Source organism: Acinetobacter sp. FDAARGOS_494 (assembly GCF_003812225.1).
Classification (GTDB): domain Bacteria; phylum Pseudomonadota; class Gammaproteobacteria; order Pseudomonadales; family Moraxellaceae; genus Acinetobacter; species Acinetobacter baumannii.
The window spans coordinates 2,812,967-2,834,235 of the sequence record NZ_CP033866.1 but is presented as its reverse complement, the minus strand read 5'-3'; the positions used below and the strand labels follow the sequence as shown (position 1 = coordinate 2,834,235).

Genomic DNA, 21,269 nt, shown 5'->3' with positions numbered 1-21,269 from the left:
GAGCATTTATTTTTAAATAAATACCTATAAATTCGAATTTTATTTTCAAATTAAAATACCTAGACAGACCTGTCAGTATATTTTTTATTCTCTTAACTAATTAGTTGTTCTTAAAAATTAAATACTCATTATTTTTTTAATTATTATTCATTTCTACGTAAACATTCCTCATACCATCCTGCTTGGAAATCTTCAATTGCTTGGCGTTTAAAGAAACTTGTCTTAAATACTTTGGCAGCATAAGCTGAGCTAATTAAGTCTTGATAAAGCTGCTTGGCTTTTTCATCTGCTAGCCCATCGGCAATTTGTTGTAAATCTTGTGCTGGTACTTTTTGCTGTCGTGCTTCCATCACGTTATAAGCGACCTTTTTTACGATATTACAAATATCCGGATCAGCTGTACTTTCATTAGCATAGCAACCGGTGGCAATAAAACTTAATAATAATATTTTAAATTTCATATCCCTATCCTATTATTCATCTTCCGTTCTTAAAAAAGTAATAGATGAGAAGACCTATTCCTTTCAAAATGTTCATCCAGGATTAATTACATAAAAATAAATGATCATGACCACAAGCAAGATGGAAGCAAGTGTTAAATAGGTGCCGACTGTATTAAAACTCTGTAAAAATTTTAAGATCTGCATTTCAAATCCAGAGAAAAGTTGAAGTAATTAACAGAAGAAATTTAGCACAACTAAATAATGCCAATCAATTCACACTTTTAAATTTTTAACGTGATTTAATTCAAATATTATTCATTACATTTTATCCCCAAAGTCCCTTTATAGTAGTCAGTTGCACTTTTCAAATCTGACAATAATTTTTCTTCAGTATACGGTTTTGGTGAAACTTTTATTAATGCAGGCATGTATTGTTTTTTATACACATCAGGATAGTCATGACATAAAATTTTAACTTTAACTTCTTGAGGGGTATTTGGATTATCTAACTGATCTAAAAATTCACCAATTTTTCGGTCCGACTCTTCAAATTGAGCTTTATAATCAATTTGAGGTGCCTCAGATTCTGCCTGTTTCGTACATGCGCTGAGCAATGCCACACATAACATCATTGTTAAAATTTTTAACTTCATAGATTTCACATTTTCATATTCATCTTTAAATATACTTATCCTGATTAAATGTAAATAAATACTGTAAATACGTAAAAAAGAAAAAATTATATGTAGACAGTTTCTCCTAACAACAAAACTATTTTTACTTGGTCTAATACATTAGAAGACTAATTTTTAATAATTTTTAAATTTCGGTGAAGCCATAGAAAAACAGGTATAATTTTACTCGACTGACCTCAAATCTTTGTTAGATTTCTCCATGAATGAATTAAGTTTTATTAGAAAAAATTTAAGATCTAGAAGACGAGCTTTAACCCAATTTGAGCAAAAACAGGCTCAGCTTAATGTTTTACATTGCCTAAATCACCTTCCTATTTTTCATTCATCAAAAAAAATCGGTTTATATCTGCATGCTTTCGGTGAAATCCATACCGATCTTCTTATCAAATTATGTTTTAAAAAGAACAAACAAGTTTATTTACCCATGATTTGTTCGATGAAGCAACGTTTAGTATGGGTAAAAATAAATAAAAACCAATATTTAAGTCGTCGTTTTTCTCATCACCCATTGGGAATGAAAGAACCTATGGCGACTCGCGGAAAACATGTAGCACAGCTTGATTTGCTACTTATGCCACTTTTAGCTTGCGATCACTATGGGACACGTATTGGTATGGGTGGTGGTTATTATGATCGTACATTAGCTAGTGCTAAACATAAGCCCTACCGTTTAGGATTGGCACATCAATTTCAATTTATTGAACACACTTTAGAACGTCAAAGTTGGGATCAACCATTAGATGGTTTACTGACTCCACAGCACTTTTATTATTTTAAAAGATGATTTTTATATAAAATTTATAAAATCTCCAATATATCCTTTTACTTTTTTAGCTCCTTAAAAAACGAAAAAGTAACCACCCTAAGGATGGTTACTTTGCCGTGACAGACCGTTTTACCAACTTATATTAACACGTCTATTTGGCGCTAAACATTGAATAAGTTGTGAACTATTGTTATCACTACACTGCTTGTATAAGTCGGTCTGGCTATTCGCCTGTATTTGTATACGGCTTGGTTCAACACCTTGTCGTACCAGTAACTTGGCAACCGTATTCGCTCGTTTAGATGATAACTCTTGGTTATAACTAAACTTACCCAATGGGTCTGTGAATCCAGAAACAATAATTGGGGTTGTTGTTGGACTTTTCTTAATTTGCTCAGCAATTTTCACAACGCTATTAGTACCTTCTTCAATCGCACTCGCATCAAATCGTTCAAAAGCAAATAGGACACTCGCTGTACGATCTGCAATTACAGTGCTACGTTCTGGTGCCTGATTATTTGCTCCCAAAACAACTAAACCTTCACACGCTTCACCCTTCCAAGATAAACGTTCTGCTAAATAGTGCTTATCAAAATCAATACGCAACTGGCAACGCTGGTATTGGTGTGTGTTGGGAACACGGATATCTAGCACATAGTTCCAAACTTTTACTGCAAAAAGCCCTTCACTAAATTGTGGATTGCCTAGTAAAGCTCGAATTTGATCTTTATTTAGTCCTGTATCTAAACGAGCAACATCTTGGTATTCATAACGTTTTACTTGTTTCAAATAACTCTTTTCAATCGCTGGAAAATGAATTTTCTGTTGCTGAGCCTGTTCATTTGCATAAGTTGTGACTGCGAAACCAGCAAAAGCTGCTACGACTAAGCTTTGGATTGTTTTGTTCATCTCTATAATCTCTTTAATCTGTCGAGCAAGGAGAGCATTGCCCTCCTAACCAGTTTCTTAATTAATCACACCACTAATACCAACGCGGACGCTTGGCTCACCTTGAGAAGCAGCTGCCACACCACCTGTAATTGACCAACGGCCATTGTCAGAGGTTTTGCGTAAGGTCACACCGACTGCGTTCTCACCACCATGATATGCAGCACCAACAGCATAGGTATATTTACCTGCTACAAACGGCGCATTTTCTAAGGCCATGGCAGCGGCAATACCTGCATTAGCTTTTTTCTCAACGTCATCAATACGTTTATTAGTGTCATAGAACACTTGTTGTAACTGATCACCCAGATTGGTAATTTTGTTACCCAATTCTTGGTTCGACTGGTTTAAGGTCCCAATCGCATCATTAATATTGTTCTTACCTGTACCACCAATATTGTTGGTTGTAATTGAGCCATCTTTAGGATCAATCGTAGTATTTCCACCAATACTGTTTTTGATGCTTTCTGAAATTTTATGGATTTGTCCACCATTTACAGCTTGGTTCGAACCAGCTTTAATCTCACCATCTTTAACACCTTGAACAACACGATCACCCTCTTTACCAGCCATATTAATGCTAGTACCGCCAGAATCTTTACCGACCGTGATTTCACCATTTGGTTTTTGCTGTTGAACTAACCCAGCTTTACCATTAGAAATGTTATCGATGTTATTCTGAATATTCTTAATATCATTCGAGTTCTTATCGACTTGATTTTGAACATTCCATAATTGACCACCATTCACGGCATCTTTAGAGCCCTCAGCAATTTTACCGTCAGCTACATTTTTCAGATTGGTACCTTTTTCTCCACCACCTAAAGTGACTGAGTTCTTGTCGACATTGCCATTTTTATCTTTGTCATACTGCACAGCATGATCAGAAAGCTTGCCAATATCTTTACCAATTTGATCTTTAACTTCGTTAATTTGCTTGTCTAATTGGCCTTTGTTCACCGCATCTTTTGCATTAATACCGTCTGCAACATTGGTAATTTGTTTACCACCTGCATTAATACCATTCACTGTGATGCTTGGCCCACCCTTAATGGTTAGACCTTGTTGATTTAAGACATGGCCCCCGACATTCACGCTATCGAACTTCACATCTTTTAACATCTCAATTTTGACACCATCTTCTGTGGTACGGGTAATGATGTTCTCGCCACTAGTTTTATCTTCAGCAGTTTCTGGATTAGCCCCACCCACAATATTGATAGTGTCACCAAGCTTACGGTGAACTGCTTTGCCTTGGGTTGTTTTCTGGTCATTCGCACCAAAATTTAGCCCTTTTTGAGTCAAGTCATTTACACCATTAGTGACTTTTTCATCTACAGACTTAATTGCGTCATTGATGTTATTTTTACCTGTTCCACCAATATTATTGGTCGTCAGACTACCATCCGGATTAACAACTGTATTTCCACCAATACTGTTTTTGATGCTATTAGAGATATGGTGAACCTGACCGCCATTTACAGCATCTTTAGAATTTTGTGCAATAACGCCATTAGCCACATCAGTAATTTTCTTACCGCCGGCATTAATGCCATCTTTAGTAATGCTTGGACCATCTTTAATGGTTAAGCCATTATTATTAAGTACGCTATCACCCGTGGTTACACTATTTAATGTCAGATCTTTTTTAGTCGACACTTCATAGTTTGTACTACCATCTTTATTAACAGTTTCTTTTACAACAATGTTGTCGCCTTCAGTTACAGTAGTCTTTGCTTTCTTAGCTGTATTTTTTACTTCGCTAATCGCATCATTGATGTTGTTTTTACCCGTTCCACCAATATTGCTAGTAGTCAGACTACCATCCGGATTAACAACGGTATTTCCACCAATACTGTTTTTAATACTGTTTGAAATATTGTGAATTTGGCTACCATTTACTGCTTCTTTTGAAGTCGATGAAATGTGGCCTGCTTTCACATTATCTAAAACCGTACCATCCTTGCCTTTTAAGGTAACTTTATCTTTGGTCTTGGCATCATCGTATTTCACCGCAGCATCATCGGTTGCATTTTGCTTGGCAGCAAGATTGTCCAACTGACTCTTATTCACTGCATCTTTAGCATTGATACCATCAGCCACATTGGTAATTTTCTTACCGCCGGCATTAATGCCATCTTTAGTAATGCTTGGGCCTTCTTTAATCGTCAAACCATTCGTATTTAATGTGGTGTTGCCAGTGGTAACACTGTCAAACTTCGAGTCTTTTAACAGTTCAATCTGAATACCATCTTTGGTAGTACGGGTAATAACGTTCTCACCGCTGGTCTTAGCCACCGGAGTTGACGCAGCTGCACCACCTACAATATTAAGCTTCTCACCAAGTTTACGATGTACATCTGCACCGCTATTACCAGCAAAGTTCAAGCCTTTGTTTTCAAGCTCAGTCTTGGTGCTATCAATTTTGGTATTCAGCTCAGTTTTGGTGTTACCAATCGTGTTGTTTAACTCAGTTTTAGTATCGTTAATCTGAGTTGTTAACTGATCCTTGGTATTATTTAACTTAGTGTTGGTATCAGCAATCTGGTCACCAAGGTCTTTCTTGGCATCATTCAGATTCTTGTTGGTATCAGCGATTTGATTACCTAAATCTTTTTTCGCATCATTTAACTGATTATTGGTATCAGTGATTCTGCCATTCAAGTTATCTTTGACTTTGGTGAGCTGATCAACATTTACTGCATCTTTGGCATTGATACCATCAGCTACATTGGTAATTTTCTTACCACCTGCATTGATGCCTTCTTTGGTAATGCTTGGACCTTCTTTAATAGTCAAACCATTATTATTAAGTACGCTGTCACCTGTGGTTACACTATTTAATGTCAGATCTTTTTTAGTCGACACTTCGTAGTTAGTGCTGCCATCTTTATTAACAGTTTCTTTTACAACAATGTTGTCGCCTTCAGTTACAGTAGTCTTTGCTTTCTTAGCTGTATTTTTTACTTCGCTAATCGCATCATTGATGTTGTTTTTACCCGTTCCACCAATGTTATTGGTCGTCAGACTACCATCCGGATTAACAACGGTATTTCCACCAATACTGTTTTTAATACTGTTTGAAATATTGTGAATTTGGCTACCATTTACTGCTTCTTTTGAAGTCGATGAGATGTGGCCTGCTTTCACATTATCTAAAACCGTACCATCCTTGCCTTTTAAGGTAACTTTATCTTTGGTCTTGGCATCATCGTATTTCACCGCAGCATCATCGGTTGCATTTTGCTTGGCAGCAAGATTGTCCAACTGACTCTTATTCACTGCATCTTTGGCATTGATACCATCAGCCACATTGGTAATTTTCTTACCGCCGGCATTAATGCCATCTTTAGTAATGCTTGGGCCTTCTTTAATCGTCAAACCATTCGTATTTAATGTGGTGTTGCCAGTGGTAACACTGTCAAACTTCGAGTCTTTTAACAGTTCAATCTGAATGCCATCTTTGGTAGTACGGGTAATAACGTTCTCACCGCTGGTCTTAGCCGTCGGAGTTGAAGCAGCTGCACCACCTACAATATTAAGCTTGTCACCAAGTTTACGGTGGACATCACTCCCGCTATTGCCAGCAAAGTTCAAGCCTTTGTTTTCAAGCTCAGTCTTGGTGTTACCAATCGTGTTGTTTAACTCAGTTTTAGTGTCGTTAATCTGAGTTGTGAGCTGATCCTTGGTATTATTTAACTTGGTGTTGGTATCAGTAATCTGGTCACCAAGGTCTTTCTTGGCATCATTCAAATTCTTGTTGGTATCCGCGATCTGGTTTCCTAAATCTTTTTTCGCATCATTTAACTGATTATTGGTATCAGTGATTCTGCCATTTAAGTTCTCTTTGACTTTAGTGAGCTGATCAACATTTACTGCATCTTTGGCATTGATACCATCAGCTACATTGGTAATCTGTTTGCTACCAGCATTAATGCCCTGTTTGGTAATGCTTGGGCCTTCTTTAATAGTCAAACCATTCGTATTTAAGGTGGTGTTGCCAGTAGTCACACTGTCAAACTTCGAGTCTTTTAACAGTTCAATCTGAATACCATCTTGAGTTGTGCGAGTAATAATATTTTCACCGCTGGTTTTAGCCGCCGGAGTTGACGCAGCTGCACCACCTACAATATTAAGCTTGTCACCAAGTTTACGATGTACATCTGCACCGCTGTTACCAGCAAAGTTCAAGCCTTTGTTTTCAAGCTCTGTCTTGGTGTTGTCAATTTTGGTATTTAGTTCAGTTTTCGTATTACCAATCGTGTTGTTTAACTCAGTTTTAGTGTCGTTAATCTGAGTTGTTAACTGATCTTTAGTGGTATATGAACCGTACCGGGTTTGTCGGAGAGTCAATATTCTGAGAGACTATCCCGATGACAAAACCAAACTATACCCCCGAAATTAGAGAAAGAGCGGTTCAATTACTAATTGAATCTGAAAAAGATTATCCTTCTACTTGGGCAGCAATCACAGCTATTGCTCCTAAAATCGGTTGTACTCCTGAAACATTGCGTGTTTGGTATTTAAAGCATCTGGATCAACTAAATCCTGCCAAAGTACAACAGATATCTGACCAAGAAAAAATGAAGCAAATGGAACGTGAAATTAAAGAATTAAAACGTGCCAATGAAATTCTACGCAAAGCAGCCGCTTTTTTCGCCCAGGCGGAGCTCGACCGCCCACACAAATAATGGTGGATTTTATCCATAACAATAAAGATCGATATGGTGTTGAAGCGATTTGTAGAATTTTACCGATTGCACCTTCAACCTATTACCGAACTTTAGATCTCACTGACAATCCAGAACATCGAGCGAAACGAGATCTACATGATGAGTATCATGCTGAACAAATTAAACGAATTTGGAAAGAAAGTTCAGGTCGATATGGTGTACGTAAAGTTTGGCAAAAATTGAAACGTGAGGGTTATGTTATTGCACGTTGTACAGTTGCTCGATTGATGCAAAAGCTAGGTATACAAGGTGTTTGGCGTGGTAAGAATAAACAAACCACCCGTAACCGAGATGACCAAAAACGGGCAGATGATTTAGTGAAACGTAATTTTAATGCTGATCATCCAAACCAACTATGGGTGGGTGACTTTACGTATATTCAAACTCATTCAGGCTGGGTATATACCGCATTTGTTATTGATGTGTTCTCACGAGCAATTGTTGGATGGAAAGTATCTACACGGATGAATACAGATATGGTGCTTGATGCATTAGAGCAAGCATTGCATGATCGAGGCATGCCAAAGAATGTGATTCATCATTCCGACAGAGGTGTGCAATATCTTTCCATTCGCTATACCAATCGTTTAGAAGCAGCAAATTTACGAGCATCAGTCGGTACAACGGGTGATTCATACGATAATGCTCTGGCTGAAACGGTGAATGGCTTATACAAAACAGAGGTGATTGAATATTTAAAAGCAGATTGGCAAGGTTTAGCAGATGTACAACTTGCGACACTAAACTGGGTAGATTGGTTCAATAAAAAGCGTGTACACAGTGCACTGGGTTATGTATCGCCTTTTGAGTTTGAAGCAATGTACTATGATAAGATTAACCCGTTAGGTCAGGTGGCTTAACTTAAATAAAAAAGTCTCCGACAAACCCGGTACGGTTCATATTTAACTTGGTGTTGGTATCAGTAATCTGGATACCAAGGTCTTTCTTGGCATCATTCAGATTCTTGTTTGTATCTGTGATCTGATTACCTAGATTCGTTTTTGTATCATCTAACTTCTGATTCAGGTTAGTAATATTCTGGGTATTCTTACCAATATTGCTCGTATTTTGATTAACACGACTATCAACATTTTTAAGCTGGCGTACTGTTACTGCATCTGAGTCAGCTGAGCCATCTTCTACATTGGTAATACGGCGTTCTTTTCCAGCCGACCCAACAGAAATCACACCATTAGATTGAGAAGCATCACGATTAGTCAGGAAAGAAGTTCCTGTTGCTTCTGTCGCTACAGCATCTTGGCCTAAAGCAACACTATTTTTGGCTTCTACTTTACTGCGTGCGCCTAAAGCAACACCACCTTCAACTAATGACTGAGCACCTTGGCCAACTGCAACTGCATTTTCTTGATCGGCAATTGCACCGCCACCAATCGCTGCAGCATTTTTACCCGTGGCTTTAGCACCACCACCTACAGCAGCAGCATTTTCATTTGTAGCCTCAGCTCCTTTACCAATTGCTGCTGAATTATCACCTGTTGCCTGCGCACCACTACCAATTGCTGCAGAACTGTTCCCAGTCGCTTTTGCTCCTTCACCCGGTTTATTACCAGAGCCAATTGCTGTTGAATTTGTACCCGATGCCAATGAGTTAATACCCATTGCCGATGCGCCATCACCTGTTGCTTGTGCAACAGCACCGAATGCAGCGGCACCTTTACCCGAAGCATTTGACATGACGCCAAAAGCAGAAGAAGCATCACCAGTTGCTTTAGAGGTCATACCAAAAGCAGAAGAAAACGCTCCTGTACCTACAGCTTGAACCCCAACAGCAGTTGAACCATGATTCGCTTCGGTTGTTGGATATTTACCTGCCTGTAAAGTACCACCAGTAATTTCCGTATAGGTATTACTTAATTCCGTATCACGTGCGATTTTATCGACATCATCACCACCAATTGCAACAGAAGAGTTCCCTTTTGCAATCACGTCGGCACCAATTGCTACTGACTGATCCCCAATTGCTTTCGTCTGATCACCAATCGCAACAGATTGGTTACTATTGACCCCTTCGGCACCTTGAGTCGATGCATTACGACCTATAGCAACATCCCCACGTCCTACAGTTTGGCTACTACTTCCCATTGCAATAGCACCAGAACCTATTGCCTGTGCACTACCCCCAATCGCCATTGCCTCACGACCAGCAGCAGAAGCATTTACCCCTACAGCAATAGCATTACGACCAGTCGCACCATCATTTTCAAAGTTACCACCTTGCTGACCATTGTCATTAATACTGACATAATGGGTACGAGCAGCTTTTAACTGACGCACAGTTGCAGCATCAGAATCTGCTGCACCATCTGCTACGTTTTGAATACGGCGTTCCGTTCCAATATCTCCGATTGACAAAACACCTGTTGGTGCTGATTGTTTAGTCAAGTAACTTTCACCAGTTGCTTGACTGGCTTTTGAATCTTTACCTAAAGCAATACTGTTTTCCGCTTCAGAACGGGCACCTTTACCAATTGCTACGCCGCCTTCAAAGCTAGCTTCTGCTTGGTCCCCAATAACAACTGCATTATCTTTTTGTGCCTTTGCACCGGTACCAATTGCGACAGACTTTTTACCTTTAGACTCTGAAAATGCACCAATTGCTAAAGCATTTTCTTCAGTAGCAACCGCACCTCCACCAAATGCAATCGAGTCTTTACCCGTTGCTTTAGTAGCCATTTTTGGTTGATAAGCAGCGCCTACCTGCCCAGCAACAGGGTCAGCATTTTCAATATCTGGTGAGCCAATCGCAATTGAACGGTAACCTTCTGCAGTGGCTGAATGCCCTATGGCTAAAGAACCTTTACCCGTCGCAGCAGCAACATTACCAATAGCTTGTGAGAAGTCGGCTGTCGCTGCAGATTGACGACCAACTGCAAGAGCAGTATTTCCAGAAGATAAAGCACCCGTACCAATTGCCACACCTGAAATACCTTGAGTCGTCGCATAAGAACCAATTGCTGTTCCTAGGCCTTTCTCAACTACAGCCCCCGTACCAACACTGATTGCTCCGCCTTGTTTCATTGCGCCAGCATAAGCACCGGTAGAATTATTATATGGATTATTACGATTTGCGATGTTAGAGCCAGTTCGGTCTTGAGTTTGTGCCCCGCAGCCAATAGCAATATCTTTTTGATTAGCCGTATTAGCGCTTCCTTCACGACATGAAGTTGTACCAGAAATAGATGTTCCTTGGCCTATTCCCCCTTCGGTATTTGTCCCAGCAAAAGCATTTGGAGCAAAACAAATTACACCCGATAAAACTGCCGCTGATACATTTAAAGTTTTTGATTTAGTCTTTGTTTTACTTTTTGCAATTTCAGAGGTTGCAACCCATGCTCCAATCGAAGCATTCCAAATGACCTTGTAAACTTTATTCATAAAACTTCTCAGACAAATACCGAACTCAACGACCAATAAAAATGTACAAATACATTTTAAAATTTTTGGCCCCAAAAAAAGAGGCGGCATCCTAATTGAATAAATTTAAAGGGTAAATATAAAACCGAAATAATGATAAGAAAATTTGTGATTTCAATCACAAAATATATTTTTATAATTAATTTTAAGTTTTTGAATTTATTAATAAAAATTTAAATTATAAATATTATGTGTTGTTTTTGTTAATAATAAGTAATTTTATTTTAAAATAGAATAATAGCTCTAAATAAATGTTTATTTTTTATCAAATTAATTAAATATAAATATTTTTAAAAATCAATTTTACTTTAAAAAATAGAATATTAGCTCTAAAAAATAATATCTAATTTTATTTAAAATATATTATAAAAATACAGGTGTATATTATAAATTATAGTGTGATTATTCTAATATAAGACAAATGATATAAATAATTAATATTTAAATATACTTAATAAAAATATGTATTTTAAAATTAAAACTAAACAAATAATTTTACTTACAAACAAGTCTTGCTCCAGTAAGAGAAGAAGAATTATTAAGTAAAAATGAGTAGCCGCTCTACAAAATTTTATTCTTCTTAAGAATTAATCTATTGATTCATAACATTTTTAAAAAAAAGTTGACTAAATTAGTCCTTTTTTCAACATTTTCTATTGTCATGCCCTTGTAATTTTTAAAATACACATCACTATAAAAAACATGGCAACCTCGTTGTCACTCATTAGGAGTGCCCATGTCTGAACTTATTATGAATGAAAAAACTGACTTAGAGCCTCAGGTTCCAAGTGTATTACCACTATTAGCCTTACGTGATGTGGTGGTTTATCCACACATGCAGATTGCGCTATTTGTGGGTCGTGAAAAATCGATCAATGCAGTTGATGTGGCTCGTAACAGTGACAATTTAGTATTTGTAGTTGCGCAAAAAGATTCGCTTACAGAAGAAATTGATCACGACAATTTATACCAGTACGGTACAGTCGCTAAGATTGTACAAGTAGTTAATCATGAAAATGATGAAAACTGCATTAAAGTACTTATTGAAGGCTTACATCGTTCTAAGTTGAAAAAAATTATCGATGAAGATAGTTATTTGACTGCCGAACATGAATTAAGTCCAATGACGATTAATGTAGATAAGGCAACGCAAGAAACTCGTTTACAAGAGTTACGTAATTTATTTGCTCAATATGCAGAAGCAAAATTACGTAATGCACGTGAACTGGTTGCTGCTGCCAACAAAATCGAAGACTTATTGCAATTGATGTTCTTCGTAGCAACTCGTGTGCCTCTAAATATTGAAATTAAGCAGAAATTTTTAGAGTACGATGAGTTTGAAGCTCATTTGCAAGAGTTGATGAACTACTTGATGAATCAATCTGCTGAACAGCAAATTGAGCAAACTTTACATGACAGCGTAAAACGCCAAATGGAAAAGAACCAACGTGAATACTTTCTAAATGAAAAAATGAAAGTCATTCAACGTGAACTTTCCGATATGAATGGCGGTGCTGAAGATGACGTTGCTGAAATAGAGAAACGTCTTGCTGAAGCTGATTTACCTGAACACGTACGTAAAAAAGCCGAAGCTGAGTTCCGTAAACTTAAAGCAATGCAGCCTGCATCTAGTGAAGCTGCTGTGGTACGTAACTATCTAGAAGTGATTCTAGATACGCCATGGAACAAAGCGAGCAAAGTCAGTATTAACCTGAACAAAGCGCAAGAGATTCTTGATGCCGATCATTATGGTCTTGATGACGTTAAAGATCGTATTGTTGAATACCTAGCTGTTCAATCACGTGTGAAAAAACTCAAAGGCCCTATCCTTTGCTTGGTTGGACCTCCAGGGGTTGGTAAAACTTCACTTGGTGAATCAGTAGCGAAAGCAACAGGTCGTGAATTTGTTCGCATGGCGCTTGGTGGCGTACGTGATGAAGCAGAAATTCGTGGACACCGTCGTACTTATATTGGTGCGATGCCAGGTAAAATCGTGCAGTCTTTAACAAAAGTTGGTGTGAAGAACCCATTGTTCTTACTCGACGAAATTGACAAGATGGCACAAGACTACCGTGGTGATCCTGCTTCTGCTTTGCTTGAAGTGCTTGATCCATCACAAAACAGTAAGTTCAACGATCACTATTTAGATCTTGATCTTGACCTTTCTGAAGTGATGTTCATCTGTACTGCAAACAGCATGAATATTCCAGAAGCCTTGTTGGACCGTATGGAGGTTATTCGTCTACCGGGTTATACCGAAGATGAAAAAGTTAACATTGCTGAGCGTTACCTTGTTCCTAAAGCAATTAAGAACAATGGTCTACGTCCAAAAGAGTTAACTATTCATGAAGAAGCGATCCGTGACATTGTTCAACGCTATACACGTGAAGCTGGCGTACGTAATTTAGAACGTGAAGTTTCTAAAATTGCACGTAAAGTCGTAAAAGAAGCGGTAAGTAAAAAATCTAAAAACTTACAGCTTGACGTTACCTCTGCCAATCTTCCTGAATACCTAGGTCCACATAAATTTGACTTTGGTATGGCCGAAGATGAAGCACAAGTAGGCCGTGTAAATGGCTTGGCATGGACTTCTGTAGGGGGTGAATTGCTTACTATTGAAGTTGCCGCAGTTAAAGGTAAAGGTAAATTCATTACAACCGGTTCACTCGGTGATGTAATGAAAGAATCAATTACCACCGCAATGACTGTAGTACGCACACGCGCCGATGAACTTGGAATTGAAGCATCTCGCTTTGAAGAAACTGATGTACACGTTCACTTACCTGAAGGTGCAACTCCAAAAGATGGTCCATCTGCTGGTTTGGCATTAACAACTGCACTTGTATCAGCATTTACTGGAATTGCGATTCGACCAGATATTGCAATGACAGGTGAAACAAGTCTAGGTGGTCGTGCGATGCGTATCGGTGGCTTGAAAGAGAAACTTCTTGCTGCACATCGTGGTGGAATCAAGCTCGTCTTTATTCCTCAAGATAACGTTCGTGATTTGGCAGAAATTCCAGACAATGTGAAAGAAGGATTAGAAATCAAAGCTGTGAAAAGCATTGATGAAATCTTACCTTTAGCATTAACTTCGATGCCAAAGCCTTTACCTAAAACACCGATTGTAAAACCGGTGGAAGGCTCAAAAGCAGCGCGTCACTAATTCACATATAAAAAAAGAGGGCTTCGGCTCTCTTTTTTTTGTTACACAATTTGATTGAAAAATATCCAACCATCCTCATAATAAGAAGTAAGAGTAATTAATTCTATTATTTGCTCTTGTCTATCTTATGTCACAGATAGCCTTGTTTTTATTCTCTATGATCATCTGAACTCCAGACAGATGATCATTTGATCGCAGTCCAACACCGTTTTTTGGACTGCGTTTTTTATGCCCACTTACTCCCCCGCAGTTAACCTCTCCTCAGGTATAATGTGCCAGCTGTTTTGACTGAATAGACAACATGAAAATTCGTATTCTGACCATTGGTCAAAAAATGCCTGCTTGGGTACTTACTGGTTTTGAAGATTATTTCAAACGCATCCAGCCTTTTGTTCAAACTCAGGTTATTGAACTCCCAATGGCAAAACGCGGTAAAAATGATTCAGAAGCAGATATTTTAAAATACTGTCAAATCGAGGGTGAAAGTATTTTAAATGCTTTAAAACCTAATGAGACCCTCATTGCTTTAGAAGTTGGCGGACGCGAGCTCAGCACAGAAAAACTAGCAGACACCATGAAACAATGGATGCTTGAAGGTAATGATGTGGCACTCGCTATTGGTGGCCCAGATGGCTTGTCAGATCAAGTACGCAAAGCCGCTGCTTGGCACTGGTCACTTTCAAAACTTACCATGCCGCACCCTTTAGTACGTATTTTATTAATCGAGCAACTTTACCGAGCAATGAGCATTAATCATAATCATCCTTACCACCGTGCATAAAAAGAACAAACGTTTCATTTTAAGAACAATACGTTGAAATCAGGATACTTTTAACATGTCCTGATTTTGGCATAATGACTATTATTCTGCTTTTCAACTCAGGTGTAATGAAATGGAACTACAAACCCTTCCCGGACTGTTTATTTCACATGGTTCACCCATGCTTGCACTTGATCCAGAACAAGTGGGTCCTGCCTTACATCGTCTTAGTGTAAATCTGCCTACTCCAAAGGCAATCATAGTGATGTCTGCTCACTGGGAAAGTAAAGCACTCGAAGTAAGTAGTTCGACTCGTCCGGAAACTTGGCATGATTTCCGTGGTTTCCCGCCAGAGTTATATGAAATTCGCTATAGTGCCCCCGGTCAACCCGAACTTGCAGAAGAAATTTTGAAGTTGTTAGCAGATGCTCATTTTGTCGCACATGCCAATAGCACTCGCCCTCGTGACCACGGCGTATGGATGCCTCTTTTACATATGTATCCAGAAGCAGACATTCCTGTCGTTGAAATTTCTTTACCTATGGGCTTAACTGCACAGGAAATTTATCGAATTGGCCAAACGCTAGCACCTTTACGTGAAAAACAAATTTTACTGATTGGTTCTGGAAGTATTACTCATAATCTTGCTGAACTGTCTTGGCAAGGTGACAATTCGAAAGTACCTGAATGGGCTTCAACTTTTAGAAATACAGTGGTGAGTAAGCTGAGTCATCAAGATTATGATGGTGTACTGGAGTGGCAAACCCTGCCGTTTGTGAAACGTAATCATCCTTCACTTGAGCATTTTGCACCTTTGTTTTTCGCTATGGGTACGGGACATCGTTTTACGATTGTTCATAGTAGCTTCACAATGGGCTCACTAGGTATGGACATATACCGCTTTGATTAATTTTTGGAAAATACCCCGTTTTGCGGGGTATACCACTATTTTTGTTGAAAATTAGAATAATTTACAAACTTATACATTTTAAAAACCGAAACAATCAAATGTTTACATTTTCTTTTTTTAAGAATGTTTTAAGCTTAGTGCTGTTGTTTTTTTACTTGAAGTTTTTTAAATGAAAATTAAATATTTAATTCTTGCGTTATTACCTTTTTCTTTGATGGCGTGTCAAACAGTTTCAAACACTCAAGCTCCAATTGTATCTGAGCAACAACAAAATCTTGCTACTACTTTAAGTGAATATACTTGGACTTATCAAAATGTAAAAGCATCTAAGCCACTTATTCTTAACTTTAATGCAGACGGTAAATTAGCAATTAACACTGGCTGTAATGGCCAAGGCGGTACTTGGAAAGTTGAAGGCAACCAACTTATAACTTCTCCACTTGCATCAACAATGATGGCTTGCCAAGACGATTTAATGAAACAAGAACAATTGTCTAATAGCATCTTTAGTGAAGCGAAATTGCCAATCGAAATTAGTAATAACAATGGTCTGGTAATCTTAAGCGTGACAGATAAAGCAGGTCAAAAGCATATTTTCCAAGGCGAAAAAGCAACTAATACTCAAGCTTTAACTGATTATTCATGGTCATACCAACCTGAAAATACTAAAAAGCCGATTGTTCTTAACTTTACAAACGACCGTTTATCGATTGATACAGGTTGTAACCGCCAAGGCACCACTTGGAAAGTTGAAAACAATACGATTGTAACGACTGATGTCATGTCAACTATGATGGCTTGTGAACCTGCTTTAATGAAACAGGAACAATTCTCTAGCAGCCTCTTCCAAAAACGTGCAATTCCATTTGAACTCAATACAACAAATGTTGATCAACCAACATTGACAGTAACTGACGCTCAAGGCCAGAAATATACATTTACGGGTAAAATGACACCTGAAGCAAAATATCAATCTGAAGGTAAAACTGTTTTCCTTGAAGTAGCGCCAGAAACTAAATCTTGCACAGGTGTTGCACCACAAACTTGCTTGCAAGTTCGTGAAGTTAAATATGATGACAAAGGCGTAAAAACTTATGCTGACAAAAATTGGTCATTATATTACGGTCAAATCGAAGGTTTTGAACACAATCCAAACCAACGCGTAATCTTACGTGTAAAACGTTTTGAAGTGAAAAACCCGGCAGCAGATCAATCTAGCCAAGCAGATGTATTAGATATGGTTGTAGAACAAGAACTCGTTAAAAAGCCTAAAAAATAAGTTTTAGACTAAAAAATCCGATGCTTTTGCATCGGATTTTTTTATTTCTATATTTTAATAGATACCTTGTGCAAGCATCGCATCAGCAACTTTTACAAAACCAGCAATATTGGCACCATCTACATAATTCACAGTACCATCTTCTTTAGTACCGTATCTAACACAATTGGCATGAATATCTTTCATAATTGCATGTAAGCGTTCATCGACTTCAGCATGTGTCCAGCCTAAACGAATCGCATTCTGAGACATTTCTAAACCAGACGTTGCCACCCCACCTGCATTAGAAGCTTTACCAGGCGCATACAAAATCTTAGCTTCAATAAAATGCTCAACAGCTTCAAGTGTAGATGGCATATTAGCGCCTTCAGCCACACAAATTACCCCATTAGCGATGAGCGTTTTGGCATCTTCGCCAGTTAATTCATTTTGTGTTGCACATGGTAAGGCAATATCTACAGGAATATGCCAAGGTGTCTTCCCTTCAAAATATTCAAAGCCATGCTTAGAAGCAAATTCTGAAATACGGCCACGCTGGATATTTTTGAGTTCCATAACTTCAGCAAGCAACTCATCTGTAAAACCATTTTTTAAATAAACGGTACCATTTGAGTCCGATAGCGTAACCACTTTTGCACCTAAGAACATTGCTTTTTCAGCAGCATACTGCGCAACGTTACCAGAACCAGATATCGAAACAGTTTTACCAGCAAAAGACTGCCCACGTGTTTTTAGCATTTCTTCTGCAAAATAAACCGTACCGTAGCCTGTTGCTTCAGGGCGCATTAAGCTACCGCCAAATGAAATTCCTTTACCTGTAAACACACATGCCGTGTCATTACTGAGCTTTTTCATCATGCCAGCCATATAACCTACTTCACGTGCACCCACACCAATATCTCCAGCAGGGATATCAGTATTTGGACCTAAATGACGGTAAAGCTCAATCATAAGTGCCTGACAGAATCGCATAATTTCAGCATCAGATTTACCCTTAGGGTTAAAATCTGAACCACCTTTTCCTCCACCCATTGGCAAAGTTGTAAGTGAGTTTTTAAAAGTTTGCTCAAACCCTAAAAATTTTAAAATAGATAGGTTGACCGACGGATGGAAACGCATACCACCCTTGAATGGACCAATTGCTGAATTGTATTGAACACGGAAAGCACGGTTAACTTGAGTCTGCCCTTGATCATCCATCCACGAAACGCGAAATTGGATCACACGTTCTGGTTCCACCAAACGTTCTAGCAATCCCTGCTCGGCATATTCTGGATTTTTTTCAATAAATGGCCACAAGCTTGTCATGACCTCTTCGACAGCTTGTAAAAACTCAGGTTGATGCGGATCACGCGCTTGCACGTAATTCAGGAATTCATTCAGGTTGTTATATTTCAATGCACGGTCCTCAGCATAGTAATGAATTAAATTGGTGCAATACATTTTAAAATGCATCATTTAGCAGCAAAATATTAAATCCCTTTCCATCAATTTTAACAATAGTTATTTTAAATTATTTTATTCTTCTTAATTATCATAAACTTATTTTTAGAAAAACTGTCTAACAATCAATAATAGTCATTTATCTTTTCACTTTTATTGATCTATTATTGTGCAATATTGGCGACATTTTAGGTCAATCAAAAAGCCAATAAATTCGTTAAAATCCATTGACCTTACTTAGGTTTTTCTTCATTATCGCATCGTTTTAAGCAAGCTATTTTCCTCTATGAATCCATCTATTTCTCTCATACGCGAGATTGATGCGTTATTACCACAAACACAATGTGGTCTGTGTGGGCACCGTGACGGCTGTCTACCTTACGCAAAGTCCATTGCTGAAGGTGAAGAAGCAAATAAATGTGTTCCTGGTGGACAGCCAGTGGCAGATGCACTGGCACAATTATTAAATCGCTCATTATTACCTGCTGAAACGAGTGTCTGGCCTGTACAGGCGGATGGACGCCCACAACGCATGAAGGCAATTATTCGCGAAGATGAATGCATCGGATGTACAAAATGTATTAATGCCTGCCCAGTAGATGCCATTATTGGTAGTGGTAAGCTCATGCATACAATTTTGACTGATCTATGCACAGGTTGTGAGTTATGTATTCCACCCTGCCCTGTTGACTGTATTGATCTGGTCGAAGACACTCAAGCATTGCCAAGCGAACAGCAACGCATTGCAGAACAAAATGATTTACGTCAACGTTATTACGCTCATATTCAACGTGAAGAAAAACGCCGTATTCACCGCAAAGGCCCTGTTGTACGTGCTGAAATAGATACTCAGCTGTTTGCACAGTTCTCTCAAGCACTTGATGATTTACCTTCAATTCAGCTCATCGAGAAGCCAAAAGAAGCGATTGTAAGCGATGCAAAAACCACAATTGAATTAGCGAAAATTCGTACTCAAATTAAAAAGTTGGAAAAGCAGCTCAGTGTTCGAGAAGATGCCAAAAAGCGTCTTCAACTTGATGAACTACAACAGCAACTCATTCAATTACAGGAGGTGTGAATGGCCGTCAAAAATATGACGAAAAAGCAGATTCAAATTTTCTTTGAACGCCTTCGTGAACAAAGACCTTCTCCACAGACCGAATTAAAGTATTCATCACCATTTGAATTGCTCATTGCCGTTATGTTATCGGCGCAAGCAACCGACGTTAGTGTCAACAAAGCAACTGATAAGCTCTATCCTGTTGCGAACACCGCTGAAAAAATCTATAACTTAGGCGTAGACGGGTTAAAAGAGTACATTAAAACGATTGGTCTTTATAACGCAAAAGCCGAAAATGTTATCAAGACCTGTAAGATTTTAATGGAGCAGTTTAACGGTGAAGTTCCAAGTAACCGAAAAGATTTGGAAGCTTTGCCAGGCGTAGGCCGTAAAACAGCTAATGTGGTTTTAAATACTGCATTCGGTCAACCGACTATGGCTGTCGATACCCATATTTTCCGTGTTGGAAACCGAACGGGCTTAGCAATAGGTAAAAATGTTCTTGAAGTTGAACACCGCTTAGTAAAAGTCATTCCTAAAGAATTTATTTTAGATGCACATCATTGGCTGATATTACATGGTCGTTACTGCTGTATTGCCCGTAGACCAAAATGTTCAGAGTGCGTGGTTGCTGATGTATGTAACTGGCCGGACCGCTTTGAATTTGGTGCTCAAAAACAAATTGCGGTTAAAAATATTGAGGCAGAATAAAAGTTGGGTATAGCTTATACCCAATTTGGTTACTTTAAACGCTTTTGCTGTTTTCTTTCTTCTTTCGCTTGTTTTTGTACTTTTCTCAGCATTTTGTAGCTTTGATACAGTAAAAATAACAATAGTGCCAGACTCAGCAATACCACCAAAATCAAAATGATTTTCAAATCATTCTCCTGCACTTAATGAAAGAAAAGAGCCCTCACAAAGAGGGCTCGGTATTACAAATAATATTAAATTATTTGTCTAAGATGTTGAACAAATCTTTTTGTACATCTTCAATTGTACGCAAGCCATCAAGCTTGTCATAAGTTGGCGCATTTTCACCAGAAGCAGCACGACCTTGGTAGAAACCAACCAATTGTTCTGTTTCAGTGTGATAAGACGCTAAACGCTTACGGATTGTTTCTTCTTGGTCATCTGGACGTTGAACAAGATCTTCACCAGTTTCATCATCTTTACCTTCCACTTTAGGTGGATTGTATACAACGTGATAAACACGACCAGAAGCAGGATGCTGACGACGACCAGAAAGACGTTTTACGATTTCTTCATCAGGTACATCAATTTCAATTACATGATCAATGCTGATCCCTTCTTTTTCCAAAGCTTCTGCTTGAGGAATAGTGCGTGGGAAGCCGTCGAAAATACAACCATTCACGCAGTCAGGTTGAGCAATACGTTCTTTTACTAAACCGATAATGAGTTCATCTGAAACTAAACCGCCAGATTCCATCACACTTTTAGCTTTTAAACCTAATTCAGTACCTTCACGAATTGCAGCACGGAGCATATCACCGGTTGAAATTTGTGGGATATTGTAGCGCTTACAGATCAACTGAGCCTGAGTACCTTTGCCTGCCCCAGGTGGTCCGAGTAAGATAATGCGCATAAAAAACATCCTCATTTAAAACAATGAA

The 21,269-nt window shown here is 38.4% G+C and carries 15 protein-coding genes, 2 pseudogenes and 1 other annotated feature; of the genes and pseudogenes, 8 read left to right on the top strand and 9 right to left on the bottom strand.

Annotated features, from left to right (window positions below; genetic code table 11):
• Positions 1–143: 143 nt before the first annotated feature.
• The 3 genes from EG365_RS13725 to EG365_RS13715 form a co-directional block, all read right to left on the bottom strand.
• On the bottom strand, positions 144–461 hold the full coding sequence (locus EG365_RS13725) for a hypothetical protein (protein ID WP_000669361.1): 318 nt from the start codon (positions 459–461) through the stop codon (positions 144–146).
• A 72-nt stretch (positions 462–533) separates the two neighbouring features.
• Positions 534–647 (bottom strand): hypothetical protein, encoded by a 114-nt coding sequence (locus EG365_RS13720; RefSeq protein WP_002017289.1) that lies wholly within the window; start codon positions 645–647, stop codon positions 534–536.
• Between the two features lie 107 nt (positions 648–754).
• Positions 755–1,096, bottom strand: a complete 342-nt coding sequence (locus tag EG365_RS13715; protein WP_000768343.1) for a hypothetical protein — start codon at positions 1,094–1,096, stop codon at positions 755–757.
• A gap of 241 nt (positions 1,097–1,337) precedes the next feature.
• Between EG365_RS13715 and EG365_RS13710 the strand changes: the two genes are divergently transcribed.
• Entirely contained in the window at positions 1,338–1,922 is a 585-nt protein-coding gene (locus tag EG365_RS13710) for a 5-formyltetrahydrofolate cyclo-ligase (RefSeq protein ID WP_001004356.1), read from the top strand.
• 111 nt (positions 1,923–2,033) lie between these two features.
• Here the strand turns inward: EG365_RS13710 and tpgA are convergent, their stop codons facing one another.
• Together tpgA and ata are read right to left on the bottom strand one after the other, a co-directional pair.
• Positions 2,034–2,813, bottom strand: coding sequence for a trimeric autotransporter adhesin/peptidogylcan-associated protein TpgA (tpgA, locus tag EG365_RS13705; protein ID WP_001044116.1), 780 nt, complete (start codon positions 2,811–2,813; stop codon positions 2,034–2,036).
• Positions 2,814–2,870: 57 nt separating this feature from the next.
• Positions 2,871–7,172: pseudogene (ata, locus tag EG365_RS13700) on the bottom strand (trimeric autotransporter adhesin Ata); the annotation flags it as partial.
• 53 nt (positions 7,173–7,225) lie between these two features.
• On the opposite strand from ata, the gene EG365_RS13695 reads away from it, so the two are divergent.
• A protein-coding gene (locus EG365_RS13695) for an IS3-like element ISAba19 family transposase (RefSeq protein WP_087486619.1) occupies positions 7,226–8,445 on the top strand; the annotation gives its coding sequence in 2 pieces (ribosomal slippage) (positions 7,226–7,502 and positions 7,502–8,445; 1,221 coding nt in all).
• Positions 7,501–7,617 (top strand) — a sequence feature (AL1L pseudoknot). Its footprint overlaps the gene before it by 117 nt.
• Positions 8,446–8,476: 31 nt before the next feature.
• Here EG365_RS13695 and EG365_RS13690 read toward each other — a convergent pair.
• Positions 8,477–10,981 (bottom strand): annotated as a pseudogene (locus EG365_RS13690) (ESPR-type extended signal peptide-containing protein); the annotation flags it as partial.
• 775 nt (positions 10,982–11,756) lie between these two features.
• Between EG365_RS13690 and lon the strand changes: the two are divergent.
• The 4 genes from lon (at position 11,757) to EG365_RS13670 (ending at position 17,135) form a co-directional block, all read left to right on the top strand.
• Positions 11,757–14,186, top strand: a complete 2,430-nt coding sequence (gene lon, locus EG365_RS13685; RefSeq protein WP_001292274.1) for an endopeptidase La — start codon at positions 11,757–11,759, stop codon at positions 14,184–14,186.
• Between the two features lie 301 nt (positions 14,187–14,487).
• The gene (gene rlmH, locus EG365_RS13680; RefSeq protein ID WP_000702193.1) at positions 14,488–14,967 is read left to right on the top strand and encodes a 23S rRNA (pseudouridine(1915)-N(3))-methyltransferase RlmH; all 480 of its coding nucleotides are present in this window, start codon (positions 14,488–14,490) and stop codon (positions 14,965–14,967) included.
• 112 nt (positions 14,968–15,079) lie between these two features.
• A complete protein-coding gene (locus EG365_RS13675; RefSeq protein WP_000423001.1) occupies positions 15,080–15,856 on the top strand; it encodes a dioxygenase in 777 nt (258 codons plus the stop codon).
• Between the two features lie 169 nt (positions 15,857–16,025).
• On the top strand, positions 16,026–17,135 hold the full coding sequence (locus EG365_RS13670) for an META and DUF4377 domain-containing protein (protein WP_000696031.1): 1,110 nt from the start codon (positions 16,026–16,028) through the stop codon (positions 17,133–17,135).
• A 54-nt stretch (positions 17,136–17,189) separates the two neighbouring features.
• On the opposite strand, the gene gdhA is transcribed toward EG365_RS13670, so the two are convergent.
• Positions 17,190–18,593: an NADP-specific glutamate dehydrogenase gene (gene gdhA, locus EG365_RS13665; RefSeq protein WP_000972056.1), complete on the bottom strand. Its 1,404-nt coding sequence runs from the start codon at positions 18,591–18,593 to the stop codon at positions 17,190–17,192.
• Between the two features lie 271 nt (positions 18,594–18,864).
• Between gdhA and EG365_RS13660 the strand changes: the two genes are divergently transcribed.
• Positions 18,865–19,656 (top strand): RnfABCDGE type electron transport complex subunit B, encoded by a 792-nt coding sequence (locus EG365_RS13660; RefSeq protein WP_001069888.1) that lies wholly within the window; start codon positions 18,865–18,867, stop codon positions 19,654–19,656.
• Positions 19,657–20,349, top strand: coding sequence for an endonuclease III (gene nth, locus EG365_RS13655; protein ID WP_000279331.1), 693 nt, complete (start codon positions 19,657–19,659; stop codon positions 20,347–20,349).
• 29 nt (positions 20,350–20,378) lie between these two features.
• Here the strand turns inward: nth and EG365_RS13650 are convergent, their stop codons facing one another.
• Together EG365_RS13650 and adk are read right to left on the bottom strand one after the other, a co-directional pair.
• On the bottom strand, positions 20,379–20,516 hold the full coding sequence (locus EG365_RS13650; RefSeq protein WP_000691574.1) for a hypothetical protein: 138 nt from the start codon (positions 20,514–20,516) through the stop codon (positions 20,379–20,381).
• A 71-nt stretch (positions 20,517–20,587) separates the two neighbouring features.
• Positions 20,588–21,241: an adenylate kinase gene (adk, locus tag EG365_RS13645; protein ID WP_001220244.1), complete on the bottom strand. Its 654-nt coding sequence runs from the start codon at positions 21,239–21,241 to the stop codon at positions 20,588–20,590.
• Between the last annotated feature and the right edge of the window lie 28 nt (positions 21,242–21,269).

Excerpts from the sequence above, each read along its gene's own strand:
- EG365_RS13670 (WP_000696031.1), top strand. The coding sequence starts at position 16,026 with ATGAAAATTAAATATTTAATTCTTGCGTTATTACCTTTTTCTTTGATG.
- rlmH (WP_000702193.1), top strand. The coding sequence starts at position 14,488 with ATGAAAATTCGTATTCTGACCATTGGTCAAAAAATGCCTGCTTGGGTA.
- EG365_RS13675 (WP_000423001.1), top strand. The coding sequence starts at position 15,080 with ATGGAACTACAAACCCTTCCCGGACTGTTTATTTCACATGGTTCACCC.
- EG365_RS13710 (WP_001004356.1), top strand. The coding sequence starts at position 1,338 with ATGAATGAATTAAGTTTTATTAGAAAAAATTTAAGATCTAGAAGACGA.
- lon (WP_001292274.1), top strand. The coding sequence starts at position 11,757 with ATGTCTGAACTTATTATGAATGAAAAAACTGACTTAGAGCCTCAGGTT.
- tpgA (WP_001044116.1), bottom strand. The coding sequence starts at position 2,813 with ATGAACAAAACAATCCAAAGCTTAGTCGTAGCAGCTTTTGCTGGTTTC.
- EG365_RS13715 (WP_000768343.1), bottom strand. The coding sequence starts at position 1,096 with ATGAAGTTAAAAATTTTAACAATGATGTTATGTGTGGCATTGCTCAGC.
- gdhA (WP_000972056.1), bottom strand. The coding sequence starts at position 18,593 with ATGATGCATTTTAAAATGTATTGCACCAATTTAATTCATTACTATGCT.
- EG365_RS13660 (WP_001069888.1), top strand. The coding sequence starts at position 18,865 with ATGAATCCATCTATTTCTCTCATACGCGAGATTGATGCGTTATTACCA.
- EG365_RS13725 (WP_000669361.1), bottom strand. The coding sequence starts at position 461 with ATGAAATTTAAAATATTATTATTAAGTTTTATTGCCACCGGTTGCTAT.
- adk (WP_001220244.1), bottom strand. The coding sequence starts at position 21,241 with ATGCGCATTATCTTACTCGGACCACCTGGGGCAGGCAAAGGTACTCAG.
- nth (WP_000279331.1), top strand. The coding sequence starts at position 19,657 with ATGGCCGTCAAAAATATGACGAAAAAGCAGATTCAAATTTTCTTTGAA.
- EG365_RS13720 (WP_002017289.1), bottom strand. The coding sequence starts at position 647 with ATGCAGATCTTAAAATTTTTACAGAGTTTTAATACAGTCGGCACCTAT.